The organism is Pseudomonas sp. NPDC088890, from assembly GCF_044900155.1.
In the GTDB taxonomy this organism is placed as follows: domain Bacteria; phylum Pseudomonadota; class Gammaproteobacteria; order Pseudomonadales; family Pseudomonadaceae; genus Aquipseudomonas; species Aquipseudomonas urmiensis.
In genome coordinates, this window is the sequence record NZ_JBJDNG010000001.1 from 380,592 (window position 1) to 406,540 (window position 25,949).

Sequence of the window (25,949 nt, forward strand, 5' to 3'; positions counted from 1 at the left end):
ATCGCGGCACGAGGCCCGTACCCACACCAGCGAAACGCTACTTGGGATAAAGCGGCGGCAAGCTGCCGCTATCCCCAGTCGGCGCGAGCAATTGCTCGGCTGGCGGGATGGCCCCAATCGCCCGCCACAGCTCATCGCCATGCCAATACTGGCCGCTCTCGCTATACAACGCGCCATTCAATCCATCCAGCGCATCCGACAACGGCACAAAGCGCGCCGCCATTTCGGCCAGGGTTTCGGGCTGCTGGCGTGCCCAGGCATCCAGCGCCTGTCGGGTAGCCTGCGGATCATTGGCCTGACAGGCGCGCTTGAGGTCATCGAGCAAGGTACGCGGGCTCGGGCCAGCCTGCGCCGCGCGCAACACCGCTGGCTGCGAGCGTGCGCGCCACCACAAGGCAAAGCCGAGCAGCGTGGTCAATGCCAACACCAGGGTCGCCAGCTGCCAAGGCCACAGCAGGGTGCTGGCAGAGCTGCTATCACCGACCGGGGTTTCGGCACTCAAGGCAGGGTTGTCCTGCACGTTGAGGCTGCGCGCCGGCAGGCTGCTGTGTTCCAGGTGATCCTCGCGGGTGTTCCACCAGGTCACGTCGACGGTCGGCAAGGTCAGCTCGCCGCTGTGGGTCGGTACCAGCGCTTCACGTTCTTCACGGTTGGCGGTCATGCCGCGCTCGTTGATCTCGTTACGCAGCAGTGGCTGGTCAGGGTAGCGGCGCAGGCCAAGGATTTCGGTGGCCGGTAGTGGCGGCAACTGAGTGCTGGACAGGCCATCGGCGCGCAGGGTGACGCTGCGGGTCATTGAATCGCCGATCTGCACCGTTTGGGTGCTGGGGTCGGGGTTCCAGCGTTCTTCCAGGGTCAAGCTGCGTGCTGGCAGCCACGGGGTGTCGGCAGGATAGTTGGCCGGGATCGGCCGCACGCTAAGACGCAGCGGCAGCGAGCTGACTTGTACCTGGCGACCGGCGCGCTGCTCGGCGCTGTCGGCGGCGGTGGCGGTGAAGGTCAGCGAGGGGATATCCAGGCTGCCGCTGTGCTGCGGATAAACCGCATAGCGGGTTTCGATGACGCCGTGGCGCACGCCGTCGATGTCTTTTTCATAGGTGCGCGACTCGCCCAGCGGCTCGACCTTGGCGTTGTCCAACTGCAGCGGGGTGAGGCTGCTGTCGTCGTACAGCGACACCGAATGGTAGATGCGCAGGGTCAGCACGGCCTGGGCCTGGACGTAGACCTCAGTGCTGTCCAGGGTCGCTTCGACGAACACCTTGGCGGCGCTGTCCGGGCGGTTGGCATCGGCTTGGAGCACTTGCAGGTCGATGGGCAGGCTGTGCGACTGGCCCAGTTGCAACGCGGGGATGCTCAAGCTGCCGCTGCGCCGCGGCAGCAGGGTGATGATCCAGCGGGTGCTGGCGCGGGTTTCGCCATCAAGGGTGTGCAGGCTGTTCAGCTGACGGGTGCCGCGCACTTCGAAGTCGGCATCCAGGGCACGCAGGTCGGGTTTGCCGAACTGGGTGACATCCTGGCTTTCGAGGATCAGCTCCAGGGTTTCACCGGCTAGCAGGCGGCTGCGATCGACGCTGGCTTGCAGGGTCGGTTGGGCTTGGACCTGGACGATCCAGAGCAGGGTGAGGAGCAAGACGCCGAAGCGACTCATCGTGGGTTTTCCTGATGCAATTGCTGTTCATACCAGAATTTGCGCCGCAACAGCTGCGCTGGGTTGTCCGGGATCTCGCGCAGCCACTGTTCCAACGCCTGGCGTTGTTCGGCATCCAGGCTGGTGGCAGTCGGGCGTTGCGGCGGCTGGGTAAGGCTGTCGTCGTCGCCGGCCTGATTGCCTGACGGCGGCTGGCCGTTGCTGCTGTCGCCTTGCTCCTGGCCGGGCGCTTGCTCCTCGTTGCCGGGGGTGGCTTGCGCCTGATTGGCCGCTGAGCTGCTGTTACCGTCGGTTTCGCTGCCTGGGGTGCCTTGGGCATCGCTGCTGGCTTGTTGCTGTTCGGCCTTGGCTTGACGCTGCAGCAACAGTTGCTGGACCAGGGCCTGGTTGTCCAGTGCCGCTTGCAGTTCCGGTTGGCGCTCAAGGGCCTGCTCGTAGGCGTCCAGGGCTGCTTCCAGTTGATCGGCACGGGCCAGGGCATTGCCTCGATTGTAGTGGGCGGCGGCCGTGCTGCCTTGGGCAAATGCCTTGGCCGCACCTTCATAGTCACCGGCCTGGTACAGCGTCATGCCACGCCATTGCGGATCGTCGAAGTGGCGTGCGGCCTCGGCCGGACGTTGTTGCTCCAGCAGACGCTGGCCTTGCTGGTCAGGGCGCAGCCACAGGTCGTTGAATTCGAACGCCTGGCTCGGTTGCGGCAACGCCAGCAGCAATGGCAGGCAAAACAGCCAGCCGCGCCGTCCGGCACAGGCAGCCAGCAACAAAAGCGGCAGCAGTAGCCAGTAGCCCTGGTCGGCCCAGCTGTCCAACTGCAGGGTCTGGCCATCGTTGCGCAAGCCGCGCGGACTATCGAACAGGCCCAGGCCGCGCAGGTCCAGGTCGTCGATGCGGGCGTGGCGATAGCGCCCGCCAGTGCCATTGATGAAGGCCTTGAGGCTGGCGCTGTCCAAGCGGGGGAGGAGGATACCGCCTTGCTCATCCTTGAGGTATTCGCCATTGACCTGGCGCACCGGCGCGCCCTCGCTGCTGCCGATGCCGAGCATCAGCAGGCTGGGGCCCTGGCGGCCTAGCGCCTGCTTGATGCCGTCGCGCTCCTGATCGCTTAAGGCCGAGCCGATCAGCAACAGGCGGCCTTGGCCCAAGCCGCTCTGGGCTAGCAAAGCCAGACCTTTGTGCACTGCAAGGTCCGCGCGCTGGCCGGGCTGGGGCATGATCGACGGGTCGATCGCTTCCAGCAGGTTGCGCGTGGTACCGAGGTCGTCGGACAGCGGCACCAGGGTGTGGGCGCTACCGGCATAGACGATCAACGCGGTCTGGCTGTCGCGGCGGTGTTCGAGCAGGTCGAGCACCTTGCGCCGAGCCTGCTCCAGGCGATTGGGCGGGCTGTCTTCGGCGAGCATCTGCGGGGTTAGCTCAAGCATGATCACCAGTGGGTCGGCGGGGCGTTGGCGGGTTTCTTCCACCCGCTGCCAACTGGTGCCAAGCAAGGCCAGGACGATCAGCAACCAGGCCAGGCCCAAGGCGATCCACGGCAACTTGCTGTTGCTGCCACTGCCGCCGCCAAGCAGTACCGCATGAAATTGTGGCGGCAGGATCATCTGCCAGCGCCCGGCGCGCCTGCGCCGGTGCCAGAGCTTGAACAGCAGCCAGGCGAGCAGCGGCACGACCAGCAGCCAGAGCGGGCGCAACCATTGTGGCCAGAGATCGATCATCGCCGCCTCCTAAGCCGTAGACGTTTCAAGCGCTCGCGCCATTGCGGGTGCGGTTGCAAGAAGCTGGGGCGACGCAGGACCCGCTGCAACAGGTTATCCGGCCATTGCACAGCGACTACCAGCAACACGCTCAGCAGCAGCGCCAGGGCCAGCGGCCAGGCATACAGCTCCTTGGCGGTGCGCGCCTGGGTCGGTTGCTGCGCCACTGGCTCCAACTGATCGAGGGTGTCGCCGATCGCGTCCAGCTCGGCGCCGTCATGGGCACGGAAATAGGTGCCCTGGGTCAGCTCGGCGATTTCCCGCAGCGAGGCTTCATCCAGGTCCAGGCTCGGGTTCAGCCCGAGCAGGCCAGGAGTGCCGCTGGCCTCGGGGTTGGCGCCGATGCCGATGGTGTAGATGCGCACGCCTTCCTGGGCGGCCAGACGGGCGGCGGTCAGCGGATGGATCTGCCCGCCGTTGTTGGCGCCGTCAGTGATCAGCACCAGCACTCGGCTCTGCGCCGGGCGTTGGCGCAGGCGCTTGACGGCCAGGCCAATGGCATCGCCAATCGCCGTGTTCTTACCGGCGATGCCGATCTGCGCTTCATCGAGGAAGGTGCGTACGGTGCGCCGGTCGAAGGTCAGTGGCGCTTGCAGGTAAGCCTCGCTGCCGAACAGGATCAGGCCCACCCGGTCGCCCTCGCGGTCCTGGAGGAAATCGCCGAGCAGCGCCTTGACTAGGTCCAAACGGCTGATTTCCTCATCCTTCCACAGCATGTCGGGGAAATCCATCGACCCGGAAACATCCACGGCCACCAGCAGGTCACGCCCGCTGGCCGCCACCGGCACCGGCTCGCCGAGCCATTGCGGGCGGGCGGCGGCGATCAGCAGCAGCAGCCAGATCAGGACGTAGGGTGCCTGCTGGCGCCAGGTCGGCAGGTTGAGTCGCGCGCGCCGGCCGGCCAGACCTTCGAGCTCATTGAGAAAGCCAACCTTGAGCACCGGCTCCCCGCTGTCGGCGGCTGGCAGCAGCAAGCGCGCCAGCCACGGCAGCGGCAGCAGCAGGAAGATCCACGGCCAGGCCAGCTCAAACATGCTTGCGGATCCAGGTTTCGACCGCCTGGCTGAGCCCGGCTATCGCTTTGTCGTCGAGCTTGCACTCGGGTTTGTAGGTGCCTTCGACCAGTACCATCCAGCGGGTCAGGCCAGCAGCGGGGCAGCGGTTATCGAGAAACGCCAGCCATTGGCGGCCGCTGAGCGTGTGGCTGTTGGCGCCGGGGTAGTGGTTGCGGCACAGGCGTTTGAGCAAGGCGTTGATCTGCTGCAACCAGGCGCCTGCGGGTGCGCCGTCATAGGGACGGGGCAGGCGCGCGAGCTCGGCCAGGGCTTCCACCCGTACCGGGTCCAGGGGTTGTTCGGCGCGCACGATCCGCCGCTTGCCAGGGCGCCATTTACGCACCCGCCACAGGCCCCAAGCGAGCAGCGGTAGCAGCGCCAGTAGCACCCACCAGCCGGGTGCAGGCGGCCACCAGCCAATCGCCGCGGGGGCGATCAACGGCTGCAGCGAATCCAGCGGGTTCATTTGCTGCTCCCTGGGCGCTGGGCGTTGAGGTACTCGCGCAGCTGCTCGATCATCTCGCTTTGGGTGCTCAATGGCATCAGCACCACGCGCAGCTTTTGCGCCAGCAGCTCCCAGCGCTCGATCCGTGCTTCGGCCTGCTGGTGGTAGGTGCGGCGCAGGTTGGCATCGAGGGTGTCGAGTTCCAGCTGGGCCCCGCGCTGGGCGAAGCGCAGCAGGCCGGCAGCGGGCAGGGCATGGTCGAGCGGATCGGAGACCGGCATCAGCAGCACGTCGCAGTGGCGTGAGAGCATCGACAGGTGCTGTTCGACGCCCTCGCTGAGTGCGCGTTCGTCGCAAATGACGATGGCCAGGCTGCCCGGGCGCAGCACTTCGCGCGCCCGGCGCAGGGCCAGGGCCAGGCTGTCGGCCTGCGGCACCGCTTCGGTGTGCAGGGCCTGGTTGACCTTGGCCAACCGGTTGAGCAGTTGCAACAGGCTTTGCTTGCTGCGCCGCGGCTTGACTTCATGGTGCTCGTTATCGCCAAACACCAGGCCGCCGATACGGTCGTTATGGGCCAGCGCGGCCCAGCCGAACAGCGCCGCAGCCTGGGCCGCCAGGACCGACTTGAACATCAATCCGGAGCTGAAGAACAGCCGCTGGCTTTGCTCGACCATGATGAAGATCGGCCGCTCGCGCTCTTCGTGGAACAGCTTGGTATGCGGCTCCTGGGTGCGTGCGGTAACGCGCCAGTCGATGTTGCGCACATCGTCGCCAGCCTGATACACCCGCACCTGGTCGAAATCCACGCCACGGCCACGCAGCTTGGAATGATGCAGGCCGACCAGTGGGCTGCGCTGGCCGGGCCGCGAGAACAGCTGGATCTCGCGCACGCGGTGGCGCATGTCGATCAACTCGCCGAGGCTGGTGCGGATACCGGGTTCGGCCAACGTCGCAGTGGGCATGGGCTCAGGCGACTGCGACAACGTCGAGGATGCGTTGGACCACGCGGTCCTGGTCGACCCCGGCCGCCTCAGCCTCGAACGAGAGAATCACCCGGTGGCGCAGGACATCGAACAGCACCGCCTGGATATCCTCAGGGCTGACGAAGTCGCGTCCGGCCAGCCAGGCGTGGGCACGCGCGCAGCGGTCCAGGGCGATCGAGCCACGGGGGCTGGCGCCGTAGGCGATCCAGTCGGCCAGCTCGCTGTCGAACTTGGCTGGGGTGCGCGTGGCCATTACCAGTTGCACCAGGTACTCCTCCACTGCATCGGCCATGTACAGGCCGAGAATTTCCTTGCGCGCTGCGAAGATCGCCTGCTGGCTGACCCGGCGTTCCGGCTTGGTCTCGCCATTGAGCGCTTCGCCACGGGCCTGCTGCAGGATGCGCCGCTCCACGGCGGCGTCGGGGAAACCGATTTTCACGTGCATCAGGAAACGGTCGAGCTGCGCCTCGGGCAGCGGGTAGGTGCCTTCCTGCTCGATCGGGTTCTGCGTGGCCATGACCAAGAACAGCGGCGACAGGTCGTAAGTGCTGCGGCCCACGCTGACCTGGCGCTCGGCCATGGCCTCGAGCAGTGCCGATTGCACCTTGGCCGGGGCGCGGTTGATTTCGTCGGCCAGCACCAGGTTATGGAAGATCGGCCCTTGCTGGAACACGAAGCTGCCGGTTTCCGGGCGATAGATCTCGGTGCCGGTGATATCGGCCGGCAACAGGTCGGGGGTGAACTGAATGCGATGGAACTGCGCCTCGACACCTTCTGCCAGCTCTTTGATGGCCTTGGTCTTGGCCAGGCCCGGTGCACCCTCGACCAGCATATGGCCGTCGGCAAGGAGGACGATCAGTAGGCGTTCAACCAGCTTTTCCTGGCCCAGGATCTGGGAGGAAAGAAAGGTGCGCAGCGCGATCAGCGCTTCACGGTGTTCCATCGGCGACGGTTCCTGGAAAGGGGCCGGGGGTGCGGTAAACGAGCAGCCCGGGCAGGGGGTGATACTTTAATCCATCCGGGCCCATGCCGACTAATGGCGGCACGCAAATTTATGTAAGGGTTACAGACGACAGCGGCCTCGGCCGATTCCGACGAGCAAGCGGAAAAACCCTGATTCTCGCCAACGGTGACTGTGTTTTTTGATGGAGGCTCGGTAATCAGGACGGGCAGTGACATGGCGGATCATCAGGCGGCGGCATTCCCGCGACACCCGACGCCCCTGCGTCTGGGGGTGTTCTTCGACGGCACGGGCAATAATTTCTGCAACAGCCTGCGGGCTGACGATAACCCGGCTGCAGCCGACACGCGCCAGGGCAGCTACGCCAACGCACCGACTAACGTCGCCCTGTTACACCAGCTGTATCCCACTGGTCTGGCCGAACTGCCTGACGGCGCGTTGCGCGAGTGCTTCACACTCTACGTCGAAGGCATCGGCACCACCCGGGGTGCGCAGGACTCGCTCTATCATCAACTGACCGGGCGGGGCTCTACTGGGGTCAAGGCGCGGGTGGCGCAAGCCGTGCAGGCCATTGTTGAGCAGTTGCTGGGCTGGCGCCAGGCGTATCCAGGCGGACGCACCGTCACGCTCGAGTTCGATTTGTTTGGCTTTAGTCGCGGGGCGGCGGCGGCCCGGCATCTGGTCAACGATCTGCATCTGGGCGAAAAAAGCCAGTTGGCGCAAGCGCTGGCAAGTTTGGCCATACGCTGCGAGATCACCATTGAGTTCGTCGGATTGTTCGATACCGTGGCGGCTATCGTGGCGCCGCTCAAGGGTAATTTCAGCCCGGCCAATGGCCGCTATTCGGGATTGCGCCTGGGCCTTGAGCCGGGTGTGGCCAAGCAGGTGGTACAGCTGGTGGCCGGCGATGAGCGACGTTACAACTACCCGCTGGTGCGCACTGAGCACGACATCGTGCTGCCTGGCGTGCATTCAGACATTGGCGGTGGTTACCCTGAACGCAGCGTCGAACGGGTGCTGTTGAGCAAGCCGCAGTCCAATCGACTGCCGTTGCGCACCCCGGTGACGCAAAGTCGCGCCTATTTCCTGGCCCAGGCCCAGCTGGAACGTGAGTACAGCGATAGCCCAGCGCCGCGTCCGACCATTATCACTTGGGAAATGCCCGCAGGCGGCGGCCGACGTGAGCTGCCAGAGAAACAGGTGTATGCCGCACTGCAGCGCGAGCGCGAGGTGTACGGGCATCTGTCGCGCATCTACCTGCGCATCATGCACGCCTTGGCGGTGCGCAGTGGGGTGCCGTTCGCTGAGCTGGATGAGACGCGCCAGGCATGGCGATTGCCGCAGGCGCTGCATGAAATCAGCCGTAAGTTGCATGAGTTCGCCCTGGGGCGTACTGCACAGCCGGGCTTGACCGAGGAGGAACAGCAACTGCTGCAGGGCCGCTACATTCACGCTTCGGCGCACTGGAACCCGCTCAAGGGGCTGCGTAACAGTATCCTCGACCTGGCCTACATCGACCGCCCCGCAGAAGGTGGGCGGGCGGTGCATGCCAACCGCTGAGCGAACGCGAGGCCATTGGCGGCCCCGCATTGGATACGCCGATCAGTTTTCGCCGATCAGTTTTTCGAGTTGGAGTGCTTGCGCCCCTGGTCACACAAGGCGAACGCCACCACCAGCACGCCAGCGATGGTCAGGATCAACGCCACACCTTCGGTGGAGTGGGTCGCGGAGTTGGCCACCAGCGCCAGGCCGCCCAACGGCGCCAGGCCCCCGGCCACCGCGGTGCCGATCTCGCGACCGGTGCCAAACCCCGAGGAGCGCGTCTGGGTCGGGAACTGGCGGCTGAGGAACGAGCCCTGTGGGGCGAACATCATCGGCGCCAGGATGCCGGTGCCAATACCGATCGCGATGTAGATCTTGGTCGGCTCGCCAGTGCCCAGCAGTTGCAGGAAGGGGTAGGCGAACAGCGCCGACAACACCCCGCCGAGCATCAGCACGGTCTTGCTGCTCCAGCGGTCGCACAGCCAGCCAAAGAACGGCACGGCGAAAATCGCCACCAGGCTGGCGATGGTCACCGACAGCGAGGTGACATGCGCCTCGACACCCTTGAACTGGGTCAGGTAGGCCAGCGAGAAGGTCTTGAAGATGTAGCTCAGGGCGTTGTAGCCGACGGCCACGAAGAACACCACGGCCAAGCCCTTGAGGTCATTCTTGAACAGCAGCTTGAGCGGCGAGACCTTGGGCTTGTCGTCGGACTTGTCCAGTTCCTTGAAGTCCGGGGTCTCAGGAATGCTCTTGCGCACCCACAGGCCGACAGCGACCAGCACGATGCTGGCGATGAACGGGATACGCCAGCCGCCGGCGAGCAGGAAGTCATTGCCGTTCATGGTCAGCAGGTACACGGTCAGCGACGACAGCAGCAGGCCGAGGTTCAGCCCCAGCGCCGGCCAGGCACCCTGGCTGCCGCGCTTGCCTTCGCTGGCGTGCTCGTAGGAGGTCACCGCGGCGCCCGACAGTTCCGCGCCAGCGCCCAGGCCCTGGATGATGCGGATCACCACCAGCAGGATCGGCGCCCAGATGCCAATCGAGGCGTAGCTGGGGATCAGGCCGATCAGCGCGGTGCACACGCCCATCATGCAGAAGGTGATCACCAGTACGTGCTTGCGACCGAAGCGGTCGCCCAGGTAGCCGAACAGGATGCCGCCGAAGGGCCGGGCAATGAAGCCGATGGCGAAGGTGGAAAACGCCAGCAGCGAGGCCACTGCCGGGTTGCTGGCGTCGAAGAAGATCTTCGAGAACACGATCGCCGCCATGGTCGCGTACAGGTAGAAGTCGTACCACTCCAGCATCGAGCCGAAGATGGTCGCTGCGGCCACCTTGCGCAGGCGTTTGCGTTTCTGATCGGGGGTTTCCGTTGCGGCCACAGCCGCCTCATGTACCGACATCTGAGGTTTCCTTATTGTCTTTGTAGTTGTGTGTGCAGCAGGTTCAGCGGGCCTTGAGGATCTTTTCGGCGATCATCTGGCCGATCGGGATAGCCGAGGTGGCAGCCGGCGAGGGGGCATTGCAGACATGCACCATGCGCGGGGTCTCGGCGAACAGGAAGTCGTGCACCAGGCTGCCGTCGCGCATGACCGCTTGGGCCCGAATGCCGGCTTCATAGGGCAGCAGGTCTTCCACCTGCAGCGACGGGCAGTACTTGCGGCACTGCTCCAGGTAGCCGCGCTTGAACAGCGAATTCTTCATCTCGCGGGTGCCGGAGCCGAGGTTGTTCCAGATGGTTTTCCAAAAGCCCGGGAAGCGCGCGTACTCGGCGACATCGCCCCAGTTCACCGAGAGCTTGCGGTAGTTCTCCCGACCAAAGCCGAGCACTGCATTGGGGCCAACGGTGACGCTGCCATCGATCATCCGCGTCAGGTGCACGCCGAGAAACGGCAGCTCAGGGTCGGGGATCGGGTAGATCAGGTGGTTGACGATCTGGTTCTTGCTCGCCGGCAGGCGGTAGTACTCGCCACGAAACGGGATGATCTGGTGGTCGATCTTGACCCCGGCCAAGCGCGCCAGGCGGTCCGATTGCAGGCCCGCGCAGGCCACCAGTTGACGGGCGCGCCAGCTGTGCTCGGCGCTGCTCACTTCTACGTAATCACCGTGCTCGGCAATGGCCTGCACGCTGGTCGACAGGCGCACTTCGCCGCCGGCTCGCTCGATCACCTTGGCCATGGCGTAGCAGACCTGCTTGTAGTCGACGATGCCGGTGGCATCGACAAACAGCGCGCCTAAGCCTGCGATATTCGGTTCGCGCTGCTTGAGCTCGGCGCCATCCAGGCGCTCGACCTTCAAGCCGTTTTGCTGCGAGCGCTCATAAAGCGCCTGCATGCGCTGCATTTCCAGCTCGTTGGAGGCCACCAGCAGCTTGCCGCAGACGTCGAAGGCAATCCCGTGTTCGGTGCAGAAGTCCTTGGTAGCCTGGGCGCCGCGTTTGCACAGTTCGGCCTTGAGGCTGCCCGGGGCGTAGTAGATCCCCGCGTGGATCACGCCGCTGTTGTGCCCGGTCTGGTGGCGGCCGAGGCTGGATTCCTTTTCCAGAATCAACAATGAGGCGCCGGGGCGCTGTTCGAGCAGGGCCATCGCGGTGGCGAGGCCGACGATGCCGCCACCAATGATGAGGTAGTCGTAAGTCATGCAGGGGTACCTTGGTGTTCTTGTCGGTGGATCTGCTTATCAGGTTGTCAGACTAACTAGTGCGTGTGAAAACCTCGCCAGGTCGCGATAGGGTTCTCCGTATTCAGTCGAGGGTGGGCAGGTCGATTTTCAGGCGTTTGGCCGAAGCGCGCAGGTGCGCTTCGGCGCAGGCGGCAGCGGCGTGGCGGTCGCCGTCGGCGATGGCCTGGTACAGTGCCTGGTGTTCGCGATTGGCGTCTGCCGACCCCCCCACTGAGTGAGTGGCGGAGTTTTCCCAGGCATTGCGGCGCGCGGCGGCCAATTGGCCGCCGAGGAAATCATGGAAGGCCACGAAGTAGTCGTTTTTGCTGGCTTCGGCGATGGCGCGGTGAAAGGCGACATCGGCGGCGGCAGCGGCGGCCAGATCGTTACGCTTGTCGAGCATCTGCTCGAGGGCCTTGGCAATGCTCGCCAGGTCCGCGGCGTCGCGGCGGCGGGCGGCGATGGCGGCGGCTTGGGTTTCGATCCACAGGCGCATCTCGAACATCTGCACCAGGTCCGGCTTGCGCCCGTTGCTGCCGGGGAAGCGGAACACCGTGCCATTGGGCGTTTGCGAAATGTACGAACCGAGCCCGCGGCGAGCGATCAATACACCGTCGGCCTTGAGCTGAGCCACAGCCTCGCGCACCACCGAGCGGCTGACATTGAGCTGCTCGGCCAGTTGCTGTTCGGTAGGCAGGCGCGATTCGGCGGCCAGGCGGCCGGAATCGATCTCTGCGCGGATGGCGCTGACGACCCGTTCTACCAAGGTGTCTGGGCGCTGGAGCTCTAGCATGGACGGTGATGCCTATTGATCAGGTTGTCAGACAATGCCTGTCGGGAAGGTTGGCTGTCAATTGTTTCAGTGAGTGGTGTGTTTACAGTGCTGGCCTCATCGCGGGATAAGCCCGCTCAGGGCTAGCGCTAGTCCCGCGATGAGGCCAGCACCTTCAGTCCATCACTCAGAGCTCGCTGACGTAGGTCCCGGTGCCTTCGAGGATGATCCGCAGAGTCTCCTCGACCTCAGCCAGGTCGGTCCCTTGGCTGGTCAACACGATCTCCAGGGTGTCATCCCCCTTGAGTGCATCGGTATCCCCCGCAGCCACCTCCAGCAGCAGCCGTTCGGCACTGAGCGTCACCTTCAGCCCATCCAGGGTCGAGGGCTCATCATCCAGGGTCAGGTCGACCGTGTCTTCGTCTGGATAACGGGTGAGCAAGAACATCTGGCCCTTGTCGCTGTGGCAGCACAGGGTCGCCATGTTGTCTTCCTCGTCATCGCAAGGGGTGGCGAAGAGCAGGGCGGTTTTCAGTTGCATGGGCAGCTCGGGTCAAGTGAAGTGAAAGTGAATTCTGCCAGTCTTGGGCGGATCCATAAACGAATGTTACCGGCCATTGACCGAATATGTCGCAGCGCTGCAAGCCGGGATGACCGCTCAGTCGTTAAGCTGCCCAGTCGATGGGTTCGCGTAAAGGCACAGCCGCAGGCAGTCGCTTTTGCAGGTACCCATCGTGCAATGGATGAGTGTGCCGATCACGCTCAACGCCCGGTTTCATCGTCCTGTTTTGCCGTGGGTTAGCTATGGTTGATCCATGCAAGGCGGACGCGCACGACGCTTCTCTTACAAAATAAAGCCCAAGCGGAGTACCACAGATGGCGTTCTTCACCGCAGCCAGCAAAGCCGACTTCCAGCATCAACTGCAAACGGCCCTGGCGCAGCACATCAGCGAGCAGTCACTGCCACAAGTGGCGCTGTTCGCCGAACAGTTCTTCGGTATCATCTCTCTGGACGAACTTACCCAGCGCAGGCTTTCCGACCTGGCTGGCTGCACCCTCTCTGCCTGGCGCATCATCGAGCGCTTCGACCCGCAAACCCCGCAAGTGCGGGTGTACAACCCCGATTACGAGCGCAACGGCTGGCAGTCGACCCACACCGTGGTCGAGGTGCTGCACCATGACCTGCCGTTCCTGGTCGACTCGGTACGCACCGAGCTCAACCGCCGTGGCTACAGCATCCACACCCTGCAGACCACCGTGCTCAGCGTGCGTCGCGGGGCAAAGGGCGAGCTGCTCGAGCTGCTGCCCAAGGGCACCCAGGGCGAAGGCGTGCGGCATGAATCGCTGATGTACCTGGAGATCGACCGCTGCGCCAATGCCGCCGAGCTCAACGTGCTGTCGCGCGAAATCGAGCAGGTGCTGGCCGAAGTGCGCGTTGCCGTGGCTGATTTCGAGCCGATGAAAGCCAAGCTGCGCGAGGTCGTGGCGCTGGTCGAGCAGACCCCATACCCGCAGGCGCAACATGAGAAGACCGAGGTCAAGGCTTTCCTCGAATGGTTGCTGGACAACCACTTCACCTTCCTCGGCTATGAAGAATTCACCGTCCAGGGCGATGCCGAAGGTGGTCGGATCGACTACGACGAGCAGTCCTTCCTCGGCCTGCCGCGCCGTCTGCGGGTCGGCCTGACGCCTGAAGAGCTGCGCATCGAAGATTACGCCGTCACCTACCTCAACGAGCCGCTGCTGCTGTCGTTCGCCAAGGCCGCGCTGCCCAGCCGCGTGCACCGTCCGGCCTACCCGGACTACGTGTCGATCCGCCAACTGGATGCCGACGGCAAGGTCATCAAGGAATGCCGCTTCATGGGCCTGTACACCTCCTCGGTGTATGGCGAGAGCGTGCATGCCATCCCCTACATCCGGGTCAAGGTTGCGGAAGTCGAGCGACGTTCTGGTTTCGATCCGAAGGCGCACCTGGGCAAGGAACTGGCCCAGGTGCTGGAAGTGCTGCCGCGCGACGACCTGTTCCAGACGCCGATCGACGAGCTGTTCAGTACCGTCATGTCGATCGTGCAGATCCAGGAGCGCAACAAGATCCGCGTATTCCTGCGCAAGGATCCCTACGGCCGCTTCTGCTACTGCCTGGCCTATGTACCGCGGGAGATCTACTCGACCGAAGTGCGGCAGAAGATCCAGCAGGTACTGATGGAGCGTCTGAAGGCCAGCGACTGCGAGTTCTGGACCTTCTTCTCCGAGTCGGTGCTGGCACGCGTGCAACTGATCTTGCGGGTCGATCCGAAGAATCGGATCGACATCGACCCGCAGCAGCTGGAAAACGAAGTGATCCAGGCCTGCCGCTCGTGGCATGACGACTACTCGACCCTGGTGGTGGAGAACTTCGGCGAGGCCCAGGGCACCAACATCCTGGCCGACTTCCCCAAAGGCTTCCCGGCCGGCTACCGCGAGCGCTTCGCCGCCCATTCGGCGGTGGTCGACATGCAGCATGTGTTGGCCTTGAGTGAAAGCAAGCCGCTGGCGATGAGCTTCTACCAGCCGCTGACCCAACTGGGTGAGCGCCTGTTGCATTGCAAGCTGTACCACGCCGACACGCCATTGGCGCTGTCGGATGTGTTGCCGATCCTGGAAAACCTGGGGCTGCGGGTGCTCGGCGAGTTCCCCTATCGCCTGCGCCATGCCAGCGGTCGCGAGTTCTGGATTCACGACTTCGCCTTTACCTACAGCGAAGGCCTGAGCCTGGATCTGCAGCAGCTCAACGACACCCTGCAAGACGCCTTCATCCACATCGTCAAGGGCGACGCCGAGAACGACGCCTTCAACCGCCTGGTGCTGACCGCCGGCCTGCCGTGGCGCGACGTGGCGCTGCTGCGTGCCTACGCCCGCTACATGAAGCAGATTCGCCTGGGCTTCGACCTGGGCTACATCGCCAGCACCCTGAACAACCACACCGACATCGCCCGCGAGCTGACCCGGTTGTTCAAGACCCGCTTCTACCTGGCGCGCAAGCTCACCCAGGATGATCTGGACGACAAGCAATTGCGTCTGGAGCAGGCCATCAACAGTGCCCTGGACGACGTTCAGGTGCTCAACGAAGACCGCATCCTGCGCCGCTACCTGGACCTGATCAAGGCCACCCTGCGGACCAACTTCTACCAGCCTGATGGCAATGGCCAGAACAAGTCGTACTTCAGCTTCAAGTTCAATCCCAAGCTGATCCCCGAGCTGCCCAAGCCGGTACCCAAGTTCGAAATCTTCGTTTATTCGCCACGGGTCGAGGGCGTGCACCTGCGCTTTGGTAACGTCGCTCGCGGCGGTTTGCGCTGGTCGGATCGTGAAGAAGACTTCCGCACCGAAGTGCTCGGCCTGGTCAAGGCCCAGCAGGTGAAGAACTCGGTGATCGTGCCGGTCGGCGCCAAGGGCGGCTTCCTGCCACGGCGGTTGCCGCTCGGTGGCAGCCGCGACGAGATCGCGGCTGAAGGGGTCGCCTGCTACCGCATCTTCATCTCTGGCCTGCTCGACATCACCGATAACCTCAAGGACGGCGGCGTGGTGCCACCGGCCAACGTGGTTCGCCACGATGATGACGATCCGTACCTGGTGGTGGCCGCAGACAAGGGCACGGCAACCTTCTCCGATATCGCCAACGGCATCGCCATCGATTATGGCTTCTGGCTCGGCGACGCCTTCGCCTCGGGCGGCTCGGCCGGTTACGACCACAAGAAAATGGGCATCACTGCCCGTGGCGCCTGGGTCGGCGTGCAGCGCCACTTCCGTGAGCGTGGCATCAACGTGCAGCAAGATCCGATCACCGTGATTGGTGTCGGCGATATGGCCGGTGACGTATTCGGTAACGGCTTGCTGATGTCCGATAAGTTGCAACTGGTGGCGGCGTTCAACCACCTGCACATCTTCATCGACCCCAACCCGGACCCGGCCAGCAGCTTCGCCGAGCGCAAGCGCTTGTTCGACCTGCCGCGCTCGGCCTGGAGCGACTACGACACCAGCATCATGTCCGAAGGCGGCGGGATCTTCCCGCGCAGTGCCAAGAGCATCAGCATCAGCCCGCAGATGAAGGAGCGCTTCGCCATCGAAGCCGACCGCCTGACGCCGACCGAACTGTTGCACGCGCTGCTCAAGGCGCCGGTCGACCTGCTGTGGAACGGTGGCATCGGCACTTACGTCAAGGCCAGCAGCGAAAGCCACGCCGATGTCGGCGACAAGGCCAACGATGCCCTGCGGGTCAACGGCAACGAGCTGCGCTGCAAGGTGGTGGGCGAGGGCGGCAACCTGGGCATGACCCAGCTTGGCCGGGTCGAGTTCGGCCTCAATGGTGGCGCGACCAACACCGACTTCATCGATAACGCCGGCGGCGTCGACTGCTCCGACCACGAGGTCAACATCAAGATCCTGCTCAACGAAGTGGTGCAGGGCGGCGACATGACCGAGAAGCAGCGCAACCAGCTGCTGGGCAGCATGACCGACGAAGTGGCCTCGCTGGTGCTGGGCAACAACTACAAGCAGACCCAGGCGCTGTCACTGGCGGCGCGTCGGGCCCGCGAGCGGATTGCCGAATACAAGCGCCTGATGGCTGACCTTGAGGCGCGCGGCAAGCTCGATCGGGCCATCGAGTTCCTGCCTTCGGAAGAGCAGCTCAATGAGCGTCTGGCTGCTGGCCAGGGCCTGACCCGTGCTGAGTTGTCGGTATTGATCTCCTACAGCAAGATCGACCTCAAGGAACAACTGCTCAAATCGCTGGTGCCGGACGACGACTACCTGACCCGTGATATGGAAACCGCGTTCCCGCCGTCGTTGCTCAGCCAGTTCGGCGAGGCCATGCGGCGTCATCGCCTCAAGCGCGAGATCGTCAGCACCCAGATCGCCAACGACCTGGTCAACAACATGGGCATCACCTTCGTCCAGCGGCTCAAGGAGTCCACTGGCATGAGCCCGGCCAACGTTGCCGGGGCCTATGTGATCGTGCGCGACATCTTCCACTTGCCGCACTGGTTCCGCCAGATCGAGGCCCTCGACTATCAAGTCCCGGCCGAGATCCAGCTGACCCTGATGGACGAGTTGATGCGCCTGGGCCGCCGTGCGACCCGTTGGTTCCTGCGCAGCCGGCGTAACGAGCAGGACGCCGGTCGTGACAGCGCCCACTTCGGGCCGAAGATCGCCCAGCTGGGGCTCAAGCTCGATGAGTTGCTCGAAGGGCCGACCCGCGAACGCTGGCAGGTGCGCTACCAGGGCTTCGTCGAGGCTGGCGTGCCGGAGTTGCTGGCGCGGATGGTCGCTGGCACGACCCATCTGTACACCCTGTTGCCGATCATCGAGGCCTCGGATGTCACCGGCCACGATCCGGCCCAGGTCGCCAAGGCGTTCTTCGCCGTGGGCAGTGCGCTGGACCTGACCTGGTACCTGCAGGAGATCAGCAACCTGCCGGTGGAGAACAATTGGCAGGCCCTGGCCCGCGAGGCGTTCCGCGACGATATCGACCTGCAGCAGCGGGCCATTACCATTTCTGTGTTGCAGATGGTCGATGCGCCCGAAGACATGGACGCCCGCGTGGCCCTGTGGGTCGAGCAGCACCGGGTGATGGTCGAGCGCTGGCGCGCGATGCTGGATGATCTGCGCAACGCTACCGGGACCGACTACGCGATGTATGCGGTGGCCAACCGCGAGCTGGTGGATCTGGCCATGAGTGGCCAGGCGGCGGTGGTGCCTTCCTGAGCCCTGGGGTGAGCTAAACCAAAGCCCCGGCAGCGATGCCGGGGCTTTTTCATTCGCAGTTCAGTTGTCTGTTGCGGTTGTAGATTGCGCTTGCGTGGGAGCGGGCTTGCCCCGCGATAACCATGCAGAATTCACTGACGCTATCGCGGGACAAGCCCGCTCCCACGCAACTTCGACAGAACTGCTGGCTTGCTTGAATCTTTGCTCTCCCGCGGTCGCGCCAACCTCAGTGGTTACTTGAACCGCCGCTCAACCCCTTTCTCGACCAAGATCTTCGCCGAAATCTCTTCCACCGAAAAATGCGTCGAGTTGATGTTGGGAATGTTCTCCCGGCGGAACAGATTCTCCACCTCGCGCACCTCGAACTCGCACTGGGCAAAGCTGGCATAGCGGCTATTGGGCTTGCGCTCGTGGCGAATGGCGGTCAAACGATCGGGGTCGATGGTCAGGCCAAACAGCTTGTTGTGATGCTTCTTCAGCACCGCCGGCAGCTGCAGGCGCTCCATGTCATCCTCGGTCAGCGGGTAGTTGGCCGCACGAATGCCAAACTGCATCGCCATGTACAGGCAGGTTGGGGTCTTGCCGCAGCGCGAGACACCCACCAGAATCAGGTCGGCCTTGTCGTAGTAATGGGTGCGGGCGCCGTCGTCGTTATCCAGGGCGAAGTTGACCGCTTCAATGCGCTCCATGTAGTTGGAGTTGCCGCCGATCGAATGGGATTTACCCACCGAATACGACGAATGGGCAGTCAATTCTTGTTCGAGCGGGGATAAAAACGTCGAAAAGATGTCGATCATGAAGCCATTGGAGGTCGCCAGGATCTCACGAATGTCCTGGTTGACGATGGTGTCGAAGATGATCGGGCGCACGCCGTCACGCTCGGCCGCAGCGTTGATTTGCTGGACCATGGTCCGCGCTTTGTCTGGGCTGTCGATGTACGGGCGGGTGAATTTATTGAAGCCGATGCTATCGAATTGGGCGAGCAGGCTTTGACCCAGGGTCTCGGCAGTGATGCCGGTGCCGTCGGAGATGAAAAACGCGGTTCGTTTCATTTGCACCCTAGGCCTTAAGCTGATGACGTTTCTTGGATATGATAAGTTCGGTTTGCCGAATGCGGCTGTCGGCATTCTCACTTATTTTCCAGGTCCAGGCCACAAGCGTCCGGCCCAGTCAATTCAGGCAGGCGGGCGCCCTTTGAGCTTTTCCAACACAGTTAGTGGAGAGATCACCTTGGTAGAGTACGTAGTTTCCCTCGATAAGCTCGGCGTCCATGATGTGGAGCATGTGGGGGGCAAGAACGCATCCCTGGGCGAGATGATCAGTAACCTCGCCGGTGCCGGCGTTTCGGTGCCGGGCGGCTTTGCCACTACGGCTCAGGCGTACCGCGATTTTCTCGAGCAGAGCGGGCTGAACGACCGCATCCACGCCGCGCTCGACGCGCTGGACGTCGATGACATCAATGCCCTGACCAAGACCGGCGCACAGATTCGCCAGTGGGTCATGGAAGCTGAGTTCCCCGCGCGCCTGGATTCGGAAATCCGAACAGCCTTCGCTGCCATGGCCGCCGGCAATGACAACATGGCGGTCGCGGTGCGTTCCTCAGCGACTGCCGAAGACTTGCCGGACGCCTCTTTTGCCGGCCAGCAGGAAACCTTCCTGAACATTCGCGGCGTCGACAACGTGATCCGCGCCGCCAAGGAAGTGTTCGCCTCGCTGTTCAACGACCGCGCCATCGCCTACCGCGTGCACCAGGGCTTCGATCACAAGCTAGTGGCCTTGTCCGCGGGTGTGCAGCGCATGGTCCGCTCGGAAACGGGCACTGCCGGTGTGATGTTCACCCTCGACACCGAGTCGGGCTTCCGCGACGTGGTGTTCATCACTGGCGCCTATGGCCTGGGCGAAACCGTGGTGCAGGGTGCGGTCAACCCTGACGAATTCTACGTGCACAAGAACACTTTGCAGGCCGGCCGCCCGGCCATCCTGCGGCGCAACCTGGGCAGCAAGGCGATCAAGATGATCTACGGCGACGAGGCCAAGGCCGGTCGCTCGGTCAAGACCGTCGAAGTCGACCGTGCCGAACGCGCGCGCTTCTGCCTGACCGACGCCGAGGTCAGCGAGCTGGCCAAGCAGGCGATGATCATCGAGCAGCACTACCAGCGGCCGATGGACATCGAGTGGGCCAAAGATGGTGATGACGGCCAGCTGTACATCGTCCAGGCCCGTCCTGAGACCGTGAAGAGCCGCGCCAGCGCCAATGTCATGGAACGCTACCTGCTCAAAGAGAAGGGTACCGTGCTGGTCGAAGGCCGCGCGATCGGTCAACGCATCGGCGCCGGCAAGGTGCGGGTGATCAACGACGTATCCGAGATGGACAAGGTCCAGCCAGGCGACGTGTTGGTTTCCGACATGACCGACCCAGACTGGGAGCCGGTGATGAAGCGCGCCAGCGCCATCGTCACCAACCGTGGCGGGCGTACTTGCCACGCGGCGATCATCGCACGTGAGCTGGGTATTCCGGCTGTGGTTGGCTGCGGCAACGCCACCCAACTGCTCAAGGATGGCCAGGGCGTTACCGTCTCCTGCGCCGAAGGCGATACCGGTTTCATCTTCGAAGGCGAACTGGGCTTCGACATCAAGCAGAACTCGGTCGATGCCATGCCTGACCTGCCGTTCAAGATCATGATGAACGTCGGCAACCCAGACCGCGCTTTCGACTTCGCCCAGCTGCCCAACGCCGGTGTCGGCCTGGCGCGCCTGGAGTTCATCATCAACCGCATGATCGGCGTGCATCCCAAGGCACTGCTCAACTACGCAGGCTTGCCAGCGGAGCTCAAAGAGAGCGTCGACAAGCGTATCGCTGGCTACAACGACCCGGTCGGTTTCTATGTCGAGAAGCTGGTCGAGGGCATCAGCACCCTGGCTGCGGCCTTCTATCCGAAAAAGGTCATCGTGCGCCTGTCGGACTTCAAGTCCAACGAATACGCCAACCTGATCGGCGGCAAGCTGTACGAGCCGGAAGAAGAGAACCCGATGCTGGGCTTCCGCGGCGCTTCGCGTTACATCAGCGAGTCGTTCCGTGACTGCTTCGAGCTCGAGTGCCGTGCACTCAAGCGTGTGCGCGACGAGATGGGCCTGACCAACGTCGAGATCATGGTGCCGTTCGTGCGCACCTTGGGCGAAGCCAGCCAGGTCGTCGACCTGCTGGCCGAAAATGGCCTGGCCCGTGGCGACAACGGCCTGCGCGTGATCATGATGTGCGAGCTGCCATCCAACGCCATCCTGGCTGAAGAGTTCCTCGAATACTTCGACGGCTTCTCCATCGGCTCCAACGACCTGACCCAGCTGACCCTGGGCCTGGATCGCGACTCGGGGATCATCGCTCACCTGTTCGACGAGCGTAACCCCGCCGTGAAGAAGCTGCTGGCCAACGCCATCCAGGCGTGCAACAAGGCTGGCAAGTACATCGGTATCTGCGGCCAGGGTCCATCGGACCATCCAGACCTGGCCAAGTGGCTGATGGAGCAGGGCATCGAGAGTGTGTCGCTGAACCCGGACTCGGTACTCGAGACCTGGTTCTTCCTGGCCGAAGGCCAAGGCGCAGCCTGATCCAGCCAATGCGCAGGCACCTTCGCGTGCCTGCGCCCGTTTTCTTCGGGGCGAGTTCCAGTGATGGTTCGCGCCCTTTTTCATACAAGTACCTTATGCAAAGCAGCAGCACCCTTTTCCCCGTGGCCCTGCAAAGTGCCGAGCGCCGCGGCGATCTCAGTGAAGACGTGTATCGGATCAAGGCCGGCAACAGCCCCGACCCGAGCGTCGAACTGGCCGTGACCCGCCTGGGGCTAGCCGACCATAGCCGTGGCCCGGGCGTGCCGGTGATTCTTCTGCATGGCAGTTTTTCCAATCGGCGCTTCTGGTTCTCGCCCAAGGGCGTGGGCCTGGGCGCCTTTCTGGCGCGTGCCGGGTTCGATGTGTGGATTCCGGAGATGCGCGGCCATGGCTTGTCGCCACGCAACCGCCAGTGGCGCCATAACCGGGTGGCCGACTATGCCCGCTACGACCTGCCCTTGATTGCTGCGTTCGTGCAGGAACAAGCCGGCCAGGCGCCGCATTGGCTTGGCCATTCATTGGGTGGCACTACCTTGGCTGCGGCCTTGGGCGGCGGTTACCTGGAGCCGGAACGGGTCGCCAGTGCGGCGTTCTTCGGCACCCAGGTCAGCCGCGTCTATTGGCCGTTGAAAGTGCCGACGGTGGAGTGGGGCGCGCGTCTGGTGCTCAAGCGCTTTGCGCAGATTTCCGGCTCGCGGCTCAAGCGTGGCCCGGAAGATGAACCGATCGGTCTGGCGCTGGAAAGCATGCGCTGGCATGGCCTGTTCGGCCGCTTCGGTGGCAAGGACGGCGACTGGTGGGCCGGCTTGGCGCAGGTTGATGTGCCGGTGCTGGCGGTGGCCGGGGCGGGCGATTTCCAGGATCCGGTGTGGGCCTGTCGCAAGTTGTTCGACCAGTTGGGCGGCGAGCGCAAGCAGTTTCTGCGGCTGGGGCGCGAAGAGGGCTTCGAGCCGTTCGGACACGTCGATATGTTGGTCAGCAAGGCCGCTCAGCAGCAGGTGTGGCCGTTGGTGGAGGGGTGGCTGCGCGATCCATTGGCGCAGGTGCACGGGGCTGTGGCGGTTTCGCAGGTGGTGCCAGCGGTTTAGCGTGTGGGTGGCTGTCGTGGCCTCATCGCGGGGCAAGCCCGCTCCCACGCCATTCGACTCGCAGGACAATGGCGTGGGAGCGGGCTCGCCTCGCGATGAGACGACAATCGTCCTGCCAGGCGAATGGCGTGGGAGCGGGCTTGCCCCGCGATGAGGCGCCAATCAATCTGACTGCTCGGTCCCGGATGACTGCGACACCGTCCCCGGTGTAGCCTTGCACTCAACCCTTGTTTTCGTTGTGCCTGACAGGAGCTTTCCCATGCAGCATTACGTAACGCCCGACCTGTGCGATGCCTACCCAGAGCTGGTCCAGGTACTGGAGCCGATGTTCAGCAACTTCGGTGGTCGCGACTCTTTTGGTGGGCAGATCGTCACCATCAAGTGCTTCGAAGACAACTCGCTGGTCAAAGCCCAGGCTGAACTGGACGGCAAAGGCAAGGTGCTGGTAGTCGACGGTGGCGGTTCGCTGCGCTGCGCACTGCTCGGTGACATGATCGCCGACAAAGCGGCAAAAAATGGCTGGGAAGGCTTGGTGATCTACGGCTGCGTGCGCGACGTCGATGTGCTGGCGCAGACCAACCTCGGCGTCCAGGCCTTGGCCAGCCACCCGATGAAGACCGACAAGCGCGGCCTGGGTGATCTCAACGTCAACGTGACCTTTGCCGGGGTGACCTTCCGCCCGGGTGAGTACGTGTATGCCGACAACAACGGCGTGCTGATCTCGCCAAGCCCGCTGAAAATGCCGGAGTGATGCGCCGCGCGCGCTGATGGAGCTTCAATGTTCGAGGAAGACAACGCGCAGTGGGGGCTGGTCCATGCTCTGGTGCTCGATGGCAAAGGTGGCGCGCGTTCTATCGCTCGGACCGAATTGGAAGGCTTGCAATTGCAGGCGCAGGAGAGCCTCTGGCTGCATTGGGACCGCAGTCATCCGCAGACCCGCAGCTGGTTGCTGCGCGAAAGTGGCCTGAGCGAATTCAGTTGCGATCTACTGCTGGAAGAAAACACTCGTCCACGTCTGCTGCCGTTGGCCAATGAGCAAGTGTTGCTGTTCTTGCGCGGGGTCAACCTCAATCCGGGCGCCGAGCCCGAAGACATGGTCTCTGTGCGCATCTTCGCCGAGGCGCAGCGGGTCATCTCGCTGCGCTTGAGGCCACTGCGTGCCAGCGATGAAATTCTCCAGCTGCTGGATCAAGGGCGCGGGCCGAAGTCGGCGTCCGAGCTGCTGTTGCTGATGGGTGAGCTGTTGACCGAAAAGGTCCAGGCCCTGGTCAGCGATCTGTCCGAGCTGGTCGATATCGAAGAAGAGAAGGTCGAATCCGACGAACGGTATAGTCCAGAGCACGGCAGCCTGCAGCAGATTCGTCGACGTGCCGCAGGCTTGCGACGGTTTCTGGCGCCGCAACGGGACATCTATGCCCAGCTTTCGCGCAACAAGTGGAGCTGGTTCGCCGATGCCGATGCCGATTACTGGAATGAGCTCAACAACAGCCTGATTCGTTATCTGGAAGAGCTCGAGCTGACCCGCGAACGCGCGGCGCTGGTGCTGGAGAGCGAAGACCGGCGGCGCAGCGAGCGGATGAACCGGACCATGTACCGCTTCGGTATCATCACCTGCATTTTCCTGCCCATGAGCTTCATTACCGGCTTGTTGGGCATCAACGTCGGGGGTATCCCCGGTGCCGACAGCCCCTATGGCTTCCTGTTCGCCAGCCTGGTGGTATTGGGCCTGGCGCTGGGCCAGTGGTGGTTGTTCCGCAAGCTGCGGTGGGTGTGAATGGTGCATTTTGAAACAATCGTCATGCTGCGCCGTGTGACCCATCGCCTGGCGCCCTCGTCTTTGACTGACACTGCGCGAGGTGCCTATGCACGATCCGTTTGAACAATCGTTGCGCGACCTGCTCAACGCGTCGCCGTCCGGCCAGGACCGAGACGACGCTGCGTGCCTGGGGCGCGTGCTGAAAACTGCCAACCGCCAGGTTGGTGCCGGCGTTCTGTTCAGCCTGCTTGGCCGTTGGGGCCAGGCGCTGATGATCGCCGTGAACAATGGCTCGGCGCATGTTGCGCCGGTGCGCCGCACCGCTGCCGCTGGCAGCAAAGCTGATAAGGCCGATTGAATATGGAACTCGATCTCTGGACCCAGAGCCTGGTCACTGCGATGACCGCCCTTTGGACCAAGGTAGCGAACTTCATCCCCAACCTGTTCGGCGCGCTGGTCGTGGTGCTGCTCGGTTTCGTGGTGGCCAAGCTGCTCGACACGCTGCTGTCCAAGCTGCTGGCCAAGTTCGGCCTGGACCGCTTGATGAGCGGCACCGGCCTGACCAAGATGCTCAGCCGGGTCGGCATCCAGGTGCCGATCTCGACCCTGATCGGCAAGATCGTCTACTGGTTCGTGCTGCTGATCTTCCTCGTCTCGGCGGCGGAATCGCTCGGCCTTGAGCGGGTTTCGGCGACCCTGGACATGCTTGCGCTGTACCTGCCCAAAGTGTTTGGCGCAGCCTTGGTACTGCTTGCCGGTGTGCTCCTGGCGCAACTGGTCAACGGCCTGACGCGGGGTGCGGCTGAAGGCATTGGCCTGGAATACGCAGCCGGCGTTGGGCGCATTGCCCAGGGCCTGGTGATCATGATTGCGATCTCGGTGGCCATCAGCCAGCTCGAGGTCAAGACCGACCTGCTCAACCACGTCATCGTCATCGGTTTGATTACCGTTGGTCTGGCAGTTGCATTGGCCATGGGGCTGGGTAGCCGGGAAATCGCCGGGCAGATCCTGGCCGGAATTTACGTTCGCGAACTCTATCAAGTTGGCCAGCAGGTGCGGATTGGAGAGGTCGAAGGGCAGATCGAAGAGATCGGCACGGTCAAGACGACGTTGCTGACCGATGACGGCGAACTGGTGTCGTTGTCGAATCGAGAACTGCTCGAGCAGCGAGTCGATAGCCGCTAACCGCACAAAAGCTGTTAATGTATGCCGCCGCGAAAAACCGACCCTTTGGGGCGGCGCGGCGAATTGACCTGACTGTCGGCCAGATCCGTTTTGAATAAAGTTCACTCGCTGCCCATGCGCTATGACCCCCGCGAGCTCACCGACGAGGAGTTGGTGGCGCGTTCGCATGAGGAGCTGTTTCATGTTACTCGCGCCTATGAAGAGCTCATGCGGCGCTACCAGCGGACCTTGTTCAACGTCTGTGCGCGTTACCTTGGGAACGACCGGGATGCGGACGATGTCTGTCAGGAAGTGATGTTGAAAGTGTTGTACGGCCTGAAGAACTTCGAAGGTAAATCGAAGTTCAAGACCTGGCTCTACAGCATCACTTACAACGAGTGCATCACCCAGTATCGCAAGGAGCGTCGTAAACGAAGGCTGATGGATGCCCTTAGTCTTGACCCTGTTGAAGAGGCGTCTGAAGACAAGGCTCCAAAGCCCGAGGAGAAGGGTGGCCTGGACAAATGGCTGGTGCATGTTAATCCGATCGATCGGGAAATCCTGGTGCTGCGATTTGTCGCAGAGCTGGAATTCCAGGAGATCGCCGATATCATGCACATGGGCTTGAGCGCAACCAAAATGCGTTACAAGCGTGCGCTCGACAAGCTTAGAGAGAAATTTGCAGGTGAGGTTGAAACTTAGTGACCGGCAAATGTCTCTAACCACCGGCGAGTTCTGCTAGACTAGCCGTCGAGTTGTCCCCCGGATTTTGGTG

20 protein-coding genes are annotated in these 25,949 nt (G+C 63.2%); 9 read left to right on the plus strand and 11 right to left on the minus strand.

Annotation, left to right across the window (positions count from 1 at the left end):
• Positions 1 to 37: 37 nt before the first annotated feature.
• Genes ACI2JX_RS01750 through ACI2JX_RS01775 form a run of 6 tightly spaced genes read right to left on the minus strand, consistent with a single transcriptional unit; the run spans position 38 to position 6,825 of the window.
• Positions 38 to 1,648: a BatD family protein gene (locus ACI2JX_RS01750; protein ID WP_404689214.1), complete on the minus strand. Its 1,611-nt coding sequence runs from the start codon at positions 1,646 to 1,648 to the stop codon at positions 38 to 40.
• Positions 1,645 to 3,360 carry a tetratricopeptide repeat protein gene (locus tag ACI2JX_RS01755; protein WP_404689215.1) on the minus strand — a complete coding sequence of 572 codons (1,716 nt, stop codon included), beginning with the start codon at positions 3,358 to 3,360 and terminating at the stop codon, positions 1,645 to 1,647. The genes ACI2JX_RS01750 and ACI2JX_RS01755 overlap by 4 nt, the downstream gene beginning before the upstream one ends.
• Positions 3,357 to 4,433: a vWA domain-containing protein gene (locus tag ACI2JX_RS01760; RefSeq protein ID WP_404689216.1), complete on the minus strand. Its 1,077-nt coding sequence runs from the start codon at positions 4,431 to 4,433 to the stop codon at positions 3,357 to 3,359. The genes ACI2JX_RS01755 and ACI2JX_RS01760 overlap by 4 nt, the downstream gene beginning before the upstream one ends.
• Positions 4,426 to 4,920: a DUF4381 domain-containing protein gene (locus ACI2JX_RS01765; RefSeq protein ID WP_186557277.1), complete on the minus strand. Its 495-nt coding sequence runs from the start codon at positions 4,918 to 4,920 to the stop codon at positions 4,426 to 4,428. The genes ACI2JX_RS01760 and ACI2JX_RS01765 overlap by 8 nt, the downstream gene beginning before the upstream one ends.
• Positions 4,917 to 5,861: a DUF58 domain-containing protein gene (locus tag ACI2JX_RS01770; RefSeq protein WP_404689217.1), complete on the minus strand. Its 945-nt coding sequence runs from the start codon at positions 5,859 to 5,861 to the stop codon at positions 4,917 to 4,919. Before ACI2JX_RS01770 ends, ACI2JX_RS01765 begins: the two co-directional genes overlap by 4 nt.
• Positions 5,862 to 5,865: 4 nt before the next feature.
• Positions 5,866 to 6,825, minus strand: coding sequence for a MoxR family ATPase (locus ACI2JX_RS01775; RefSeq protein WP_186557275.1), 960 nt, complete (start codon positions 6,823 to 6,825; stop codon positions 5,866 to 5,868).
• 234 nt (positions 6,826 to 7,059) lie between these two features.
• Between ACI2JX_RS01775 and ACI2JX_RS01780 the strand changes: the two genes are divergently transcribed.
• Positions 7,060 to 8,403, plus strand: a complete 1,344-nt coding sequence (locus ACI2JX_RS01780) for a phospholipase effector Tle1 domain-containing protein (RefSeq protein WP_368971759.1) — start codon at positions 7,060 to 7,062, stop codon at positions 8,401 to 8,403.
• 56 nt (positions 8,404 to 8,459) lie between these two features.
• On the opposite strand, the gene ACI2JX_RS01785 is transcribed toward ACI2JX_RS01780, so the two are convergent.
• From ACI2JX_RS01785 to ACI2JX_RS01800, 4 genes are all read right to left on the minus strand, one after another.
• On the minus strand, positions 8,460 to 9,788 hold the full coding sequence (locus ACI2JX_RS01785) for an MFS transporter (RefSeq protein ID WP_404689218.1): 1,329 nt from the start codon (positions 9,786 to 9,788) through the stop codon (positions 8,460 to 8,462).
• Between the two features lie 43 nt (positions 9,789 to 9,831).
• Positions 9,832 to 11,025, minus strand: coding sequence for an L-2-hydroxyglutarate oxidase (gene lhgO / locus ACI2JX_RS01790; protein ID WP_404689219.1), 1,194 nt, complete (start codon positions 11,023 to 11,025; stop codon positions 9,832 to 9,834).
• Between the two features lie 103 nt (positions 11,026 to 11,128).
• The gene (locus tag ACI2JX_RS01795) at positions 11,129 to 11,839 is read right to left on the minus strand and encodes a FadR/GntR family transcriptional regulator (protein ID WP_264233770.1); all 711 of its coding nucleotides are present in this window, start codon (positions 11,837 to 11,839) and stop codon (positions 11,129 to 11,131) included.
• A 166-nt stretch (positions 11,840 to 12,005) separates the two neighbouring features.
• Positions 12,006 to 12,359 (minus strand): hypothetical protein, encoded by a 354-nt coding sequence (locus tag ACI2JX_RS01800; protein WP_186557270.1) that lies wholly within the window; start codon positions 12,357 to 12,359, stop codon positions 12,006 to 12,008.
• Positions 12,360 to 12,694: 335 nt separating this feature from the next.
• On the opposite strand from ACI2JX_RS01800, the gene ACI2JX_RS01805 reads away from it, so the two are divergent.
• Positions 12,695 to 17,560, plus strand: a complete 4,866-nt coding sequence (locus ACI2JX_RS01805; protein WP_404689220.1) for an NAD-glutamate dehydrogenase — start codon at positions 12,695 to 12,697, stop codon at positions 17,558 to 17,560.
• A 233-nt stretch (positions 17,561 to 17,793) separates the two neighbouring features.
• Here ACI2JX_RS01805 and ACI2JX_RS01810 read toward each other — a convergent pair whose 3' ends face one another.
• On the minus strand, positions 17,794 to 18,612 hold the full coding sequence (locus tag ACI2JX_RS01810; RefSeq protein ID WP_186557268.1) for a pyruvate, water dikinase regulatory protein: 819 nt from the start codon (positions 18,610 to 18,612) through the stop codon (positions 17,794 to 17,796).
• A gap of 178 nt (positions 18,613 to 18,790) precedes the next feature.
• On the opposite strand from ACI2JX_RS01810, the gene ppsA reads away from it, so the two are divergent.
• From ppsA to sigX, 7 genes are all read left to right on the plus strand, one after another.
• Entirely contained in the window at positions 18,791 to 21,166 is a 2,376-nt protein-coding gene (gene ppsA / locus ACI2JX_RS01815; RefSeq protein WP_186557267.1) for a phosphoenolpyruvate synthase, read from the plus strand.
• 95 nt (positions 21,167 to 21,261) lie between these two features.
• Positions 21,262 to 22,254: an alpha/beta hydrolase gene (locus ACI2JX_RS01820; RefSeq protein WP_264233767.1), complete on the plus strand. Its 993-nt coding sequence runs from the start codon at positions 21,262 to 21,264 to the stop codon at positions 22,252 to 22,254.
• Positions 22,255 to 22,513: 259 nt separating this feature from the next.
• Complete coding sequence (gene rraA / locus ACI2JX_RS01825; RefSeq protein WP_186557265.1) at positions 22,514 to 23,005, plus strand: ribonuclease E activity regulator RraA; 492 nt, start codon at positions 22,514 to 22,516, stop codon at positions 23,003 to 23,005.
• 27 nt (positions 23,006 to 23,032) lie between these two features.
• On the plus strand, positions 23,033 to 24,028 hold the full coding sequence (locus ACI2JX_RS01830; protein WP_404689221.1) for a zinc transporter ZntB: 996 nt from the start codon (positions 23,033 to 23,035) through the stop codon (positions 24,026 to 24,028).
• 88 nt (positions 24,029 to 24,116) lie between these two features.
• Positions 24,117 to 24,368, plus strand: a complete 252-nt coding sequence (locus tag ACI2JX_RS01835) for a CrfX protein (protein WP_186557263.1) — start codon at positions 24,117 to 24,119, stop codon at positions 24,366 to 24,368.
• Between the two features lie 2 nt (positions 24,369 to 24,370).
• Positions 24,371 to 25,195 carry a mechanosensitive ion channel family protein gene (locus ACI2JX_RS01840; RefSeq protein ID WP_186557262.1) on the plus strand — a complete coding sequence of 275 codons (825 nt, stop codon included), beginning with the start codon at positions 24,371 to 24,373 and terminating at the stop codon, positions 25,193 to 25,195.
• Between the two features lie 114 nt (positions 25,196 to 25,309).
• A complete protein-coding gene (gene sigX / locus ACI2JX_RS01845) occupies positions 25,310 to 25,876 on the plus strand; it encodes an RNA polymerase sigma factor SigX (protein ID WP_372353289.1) in 567 nt (188 codons plus the stop codon).
• Positions 25,877 to 25,949: the final 73 nt, after the last annotated feature.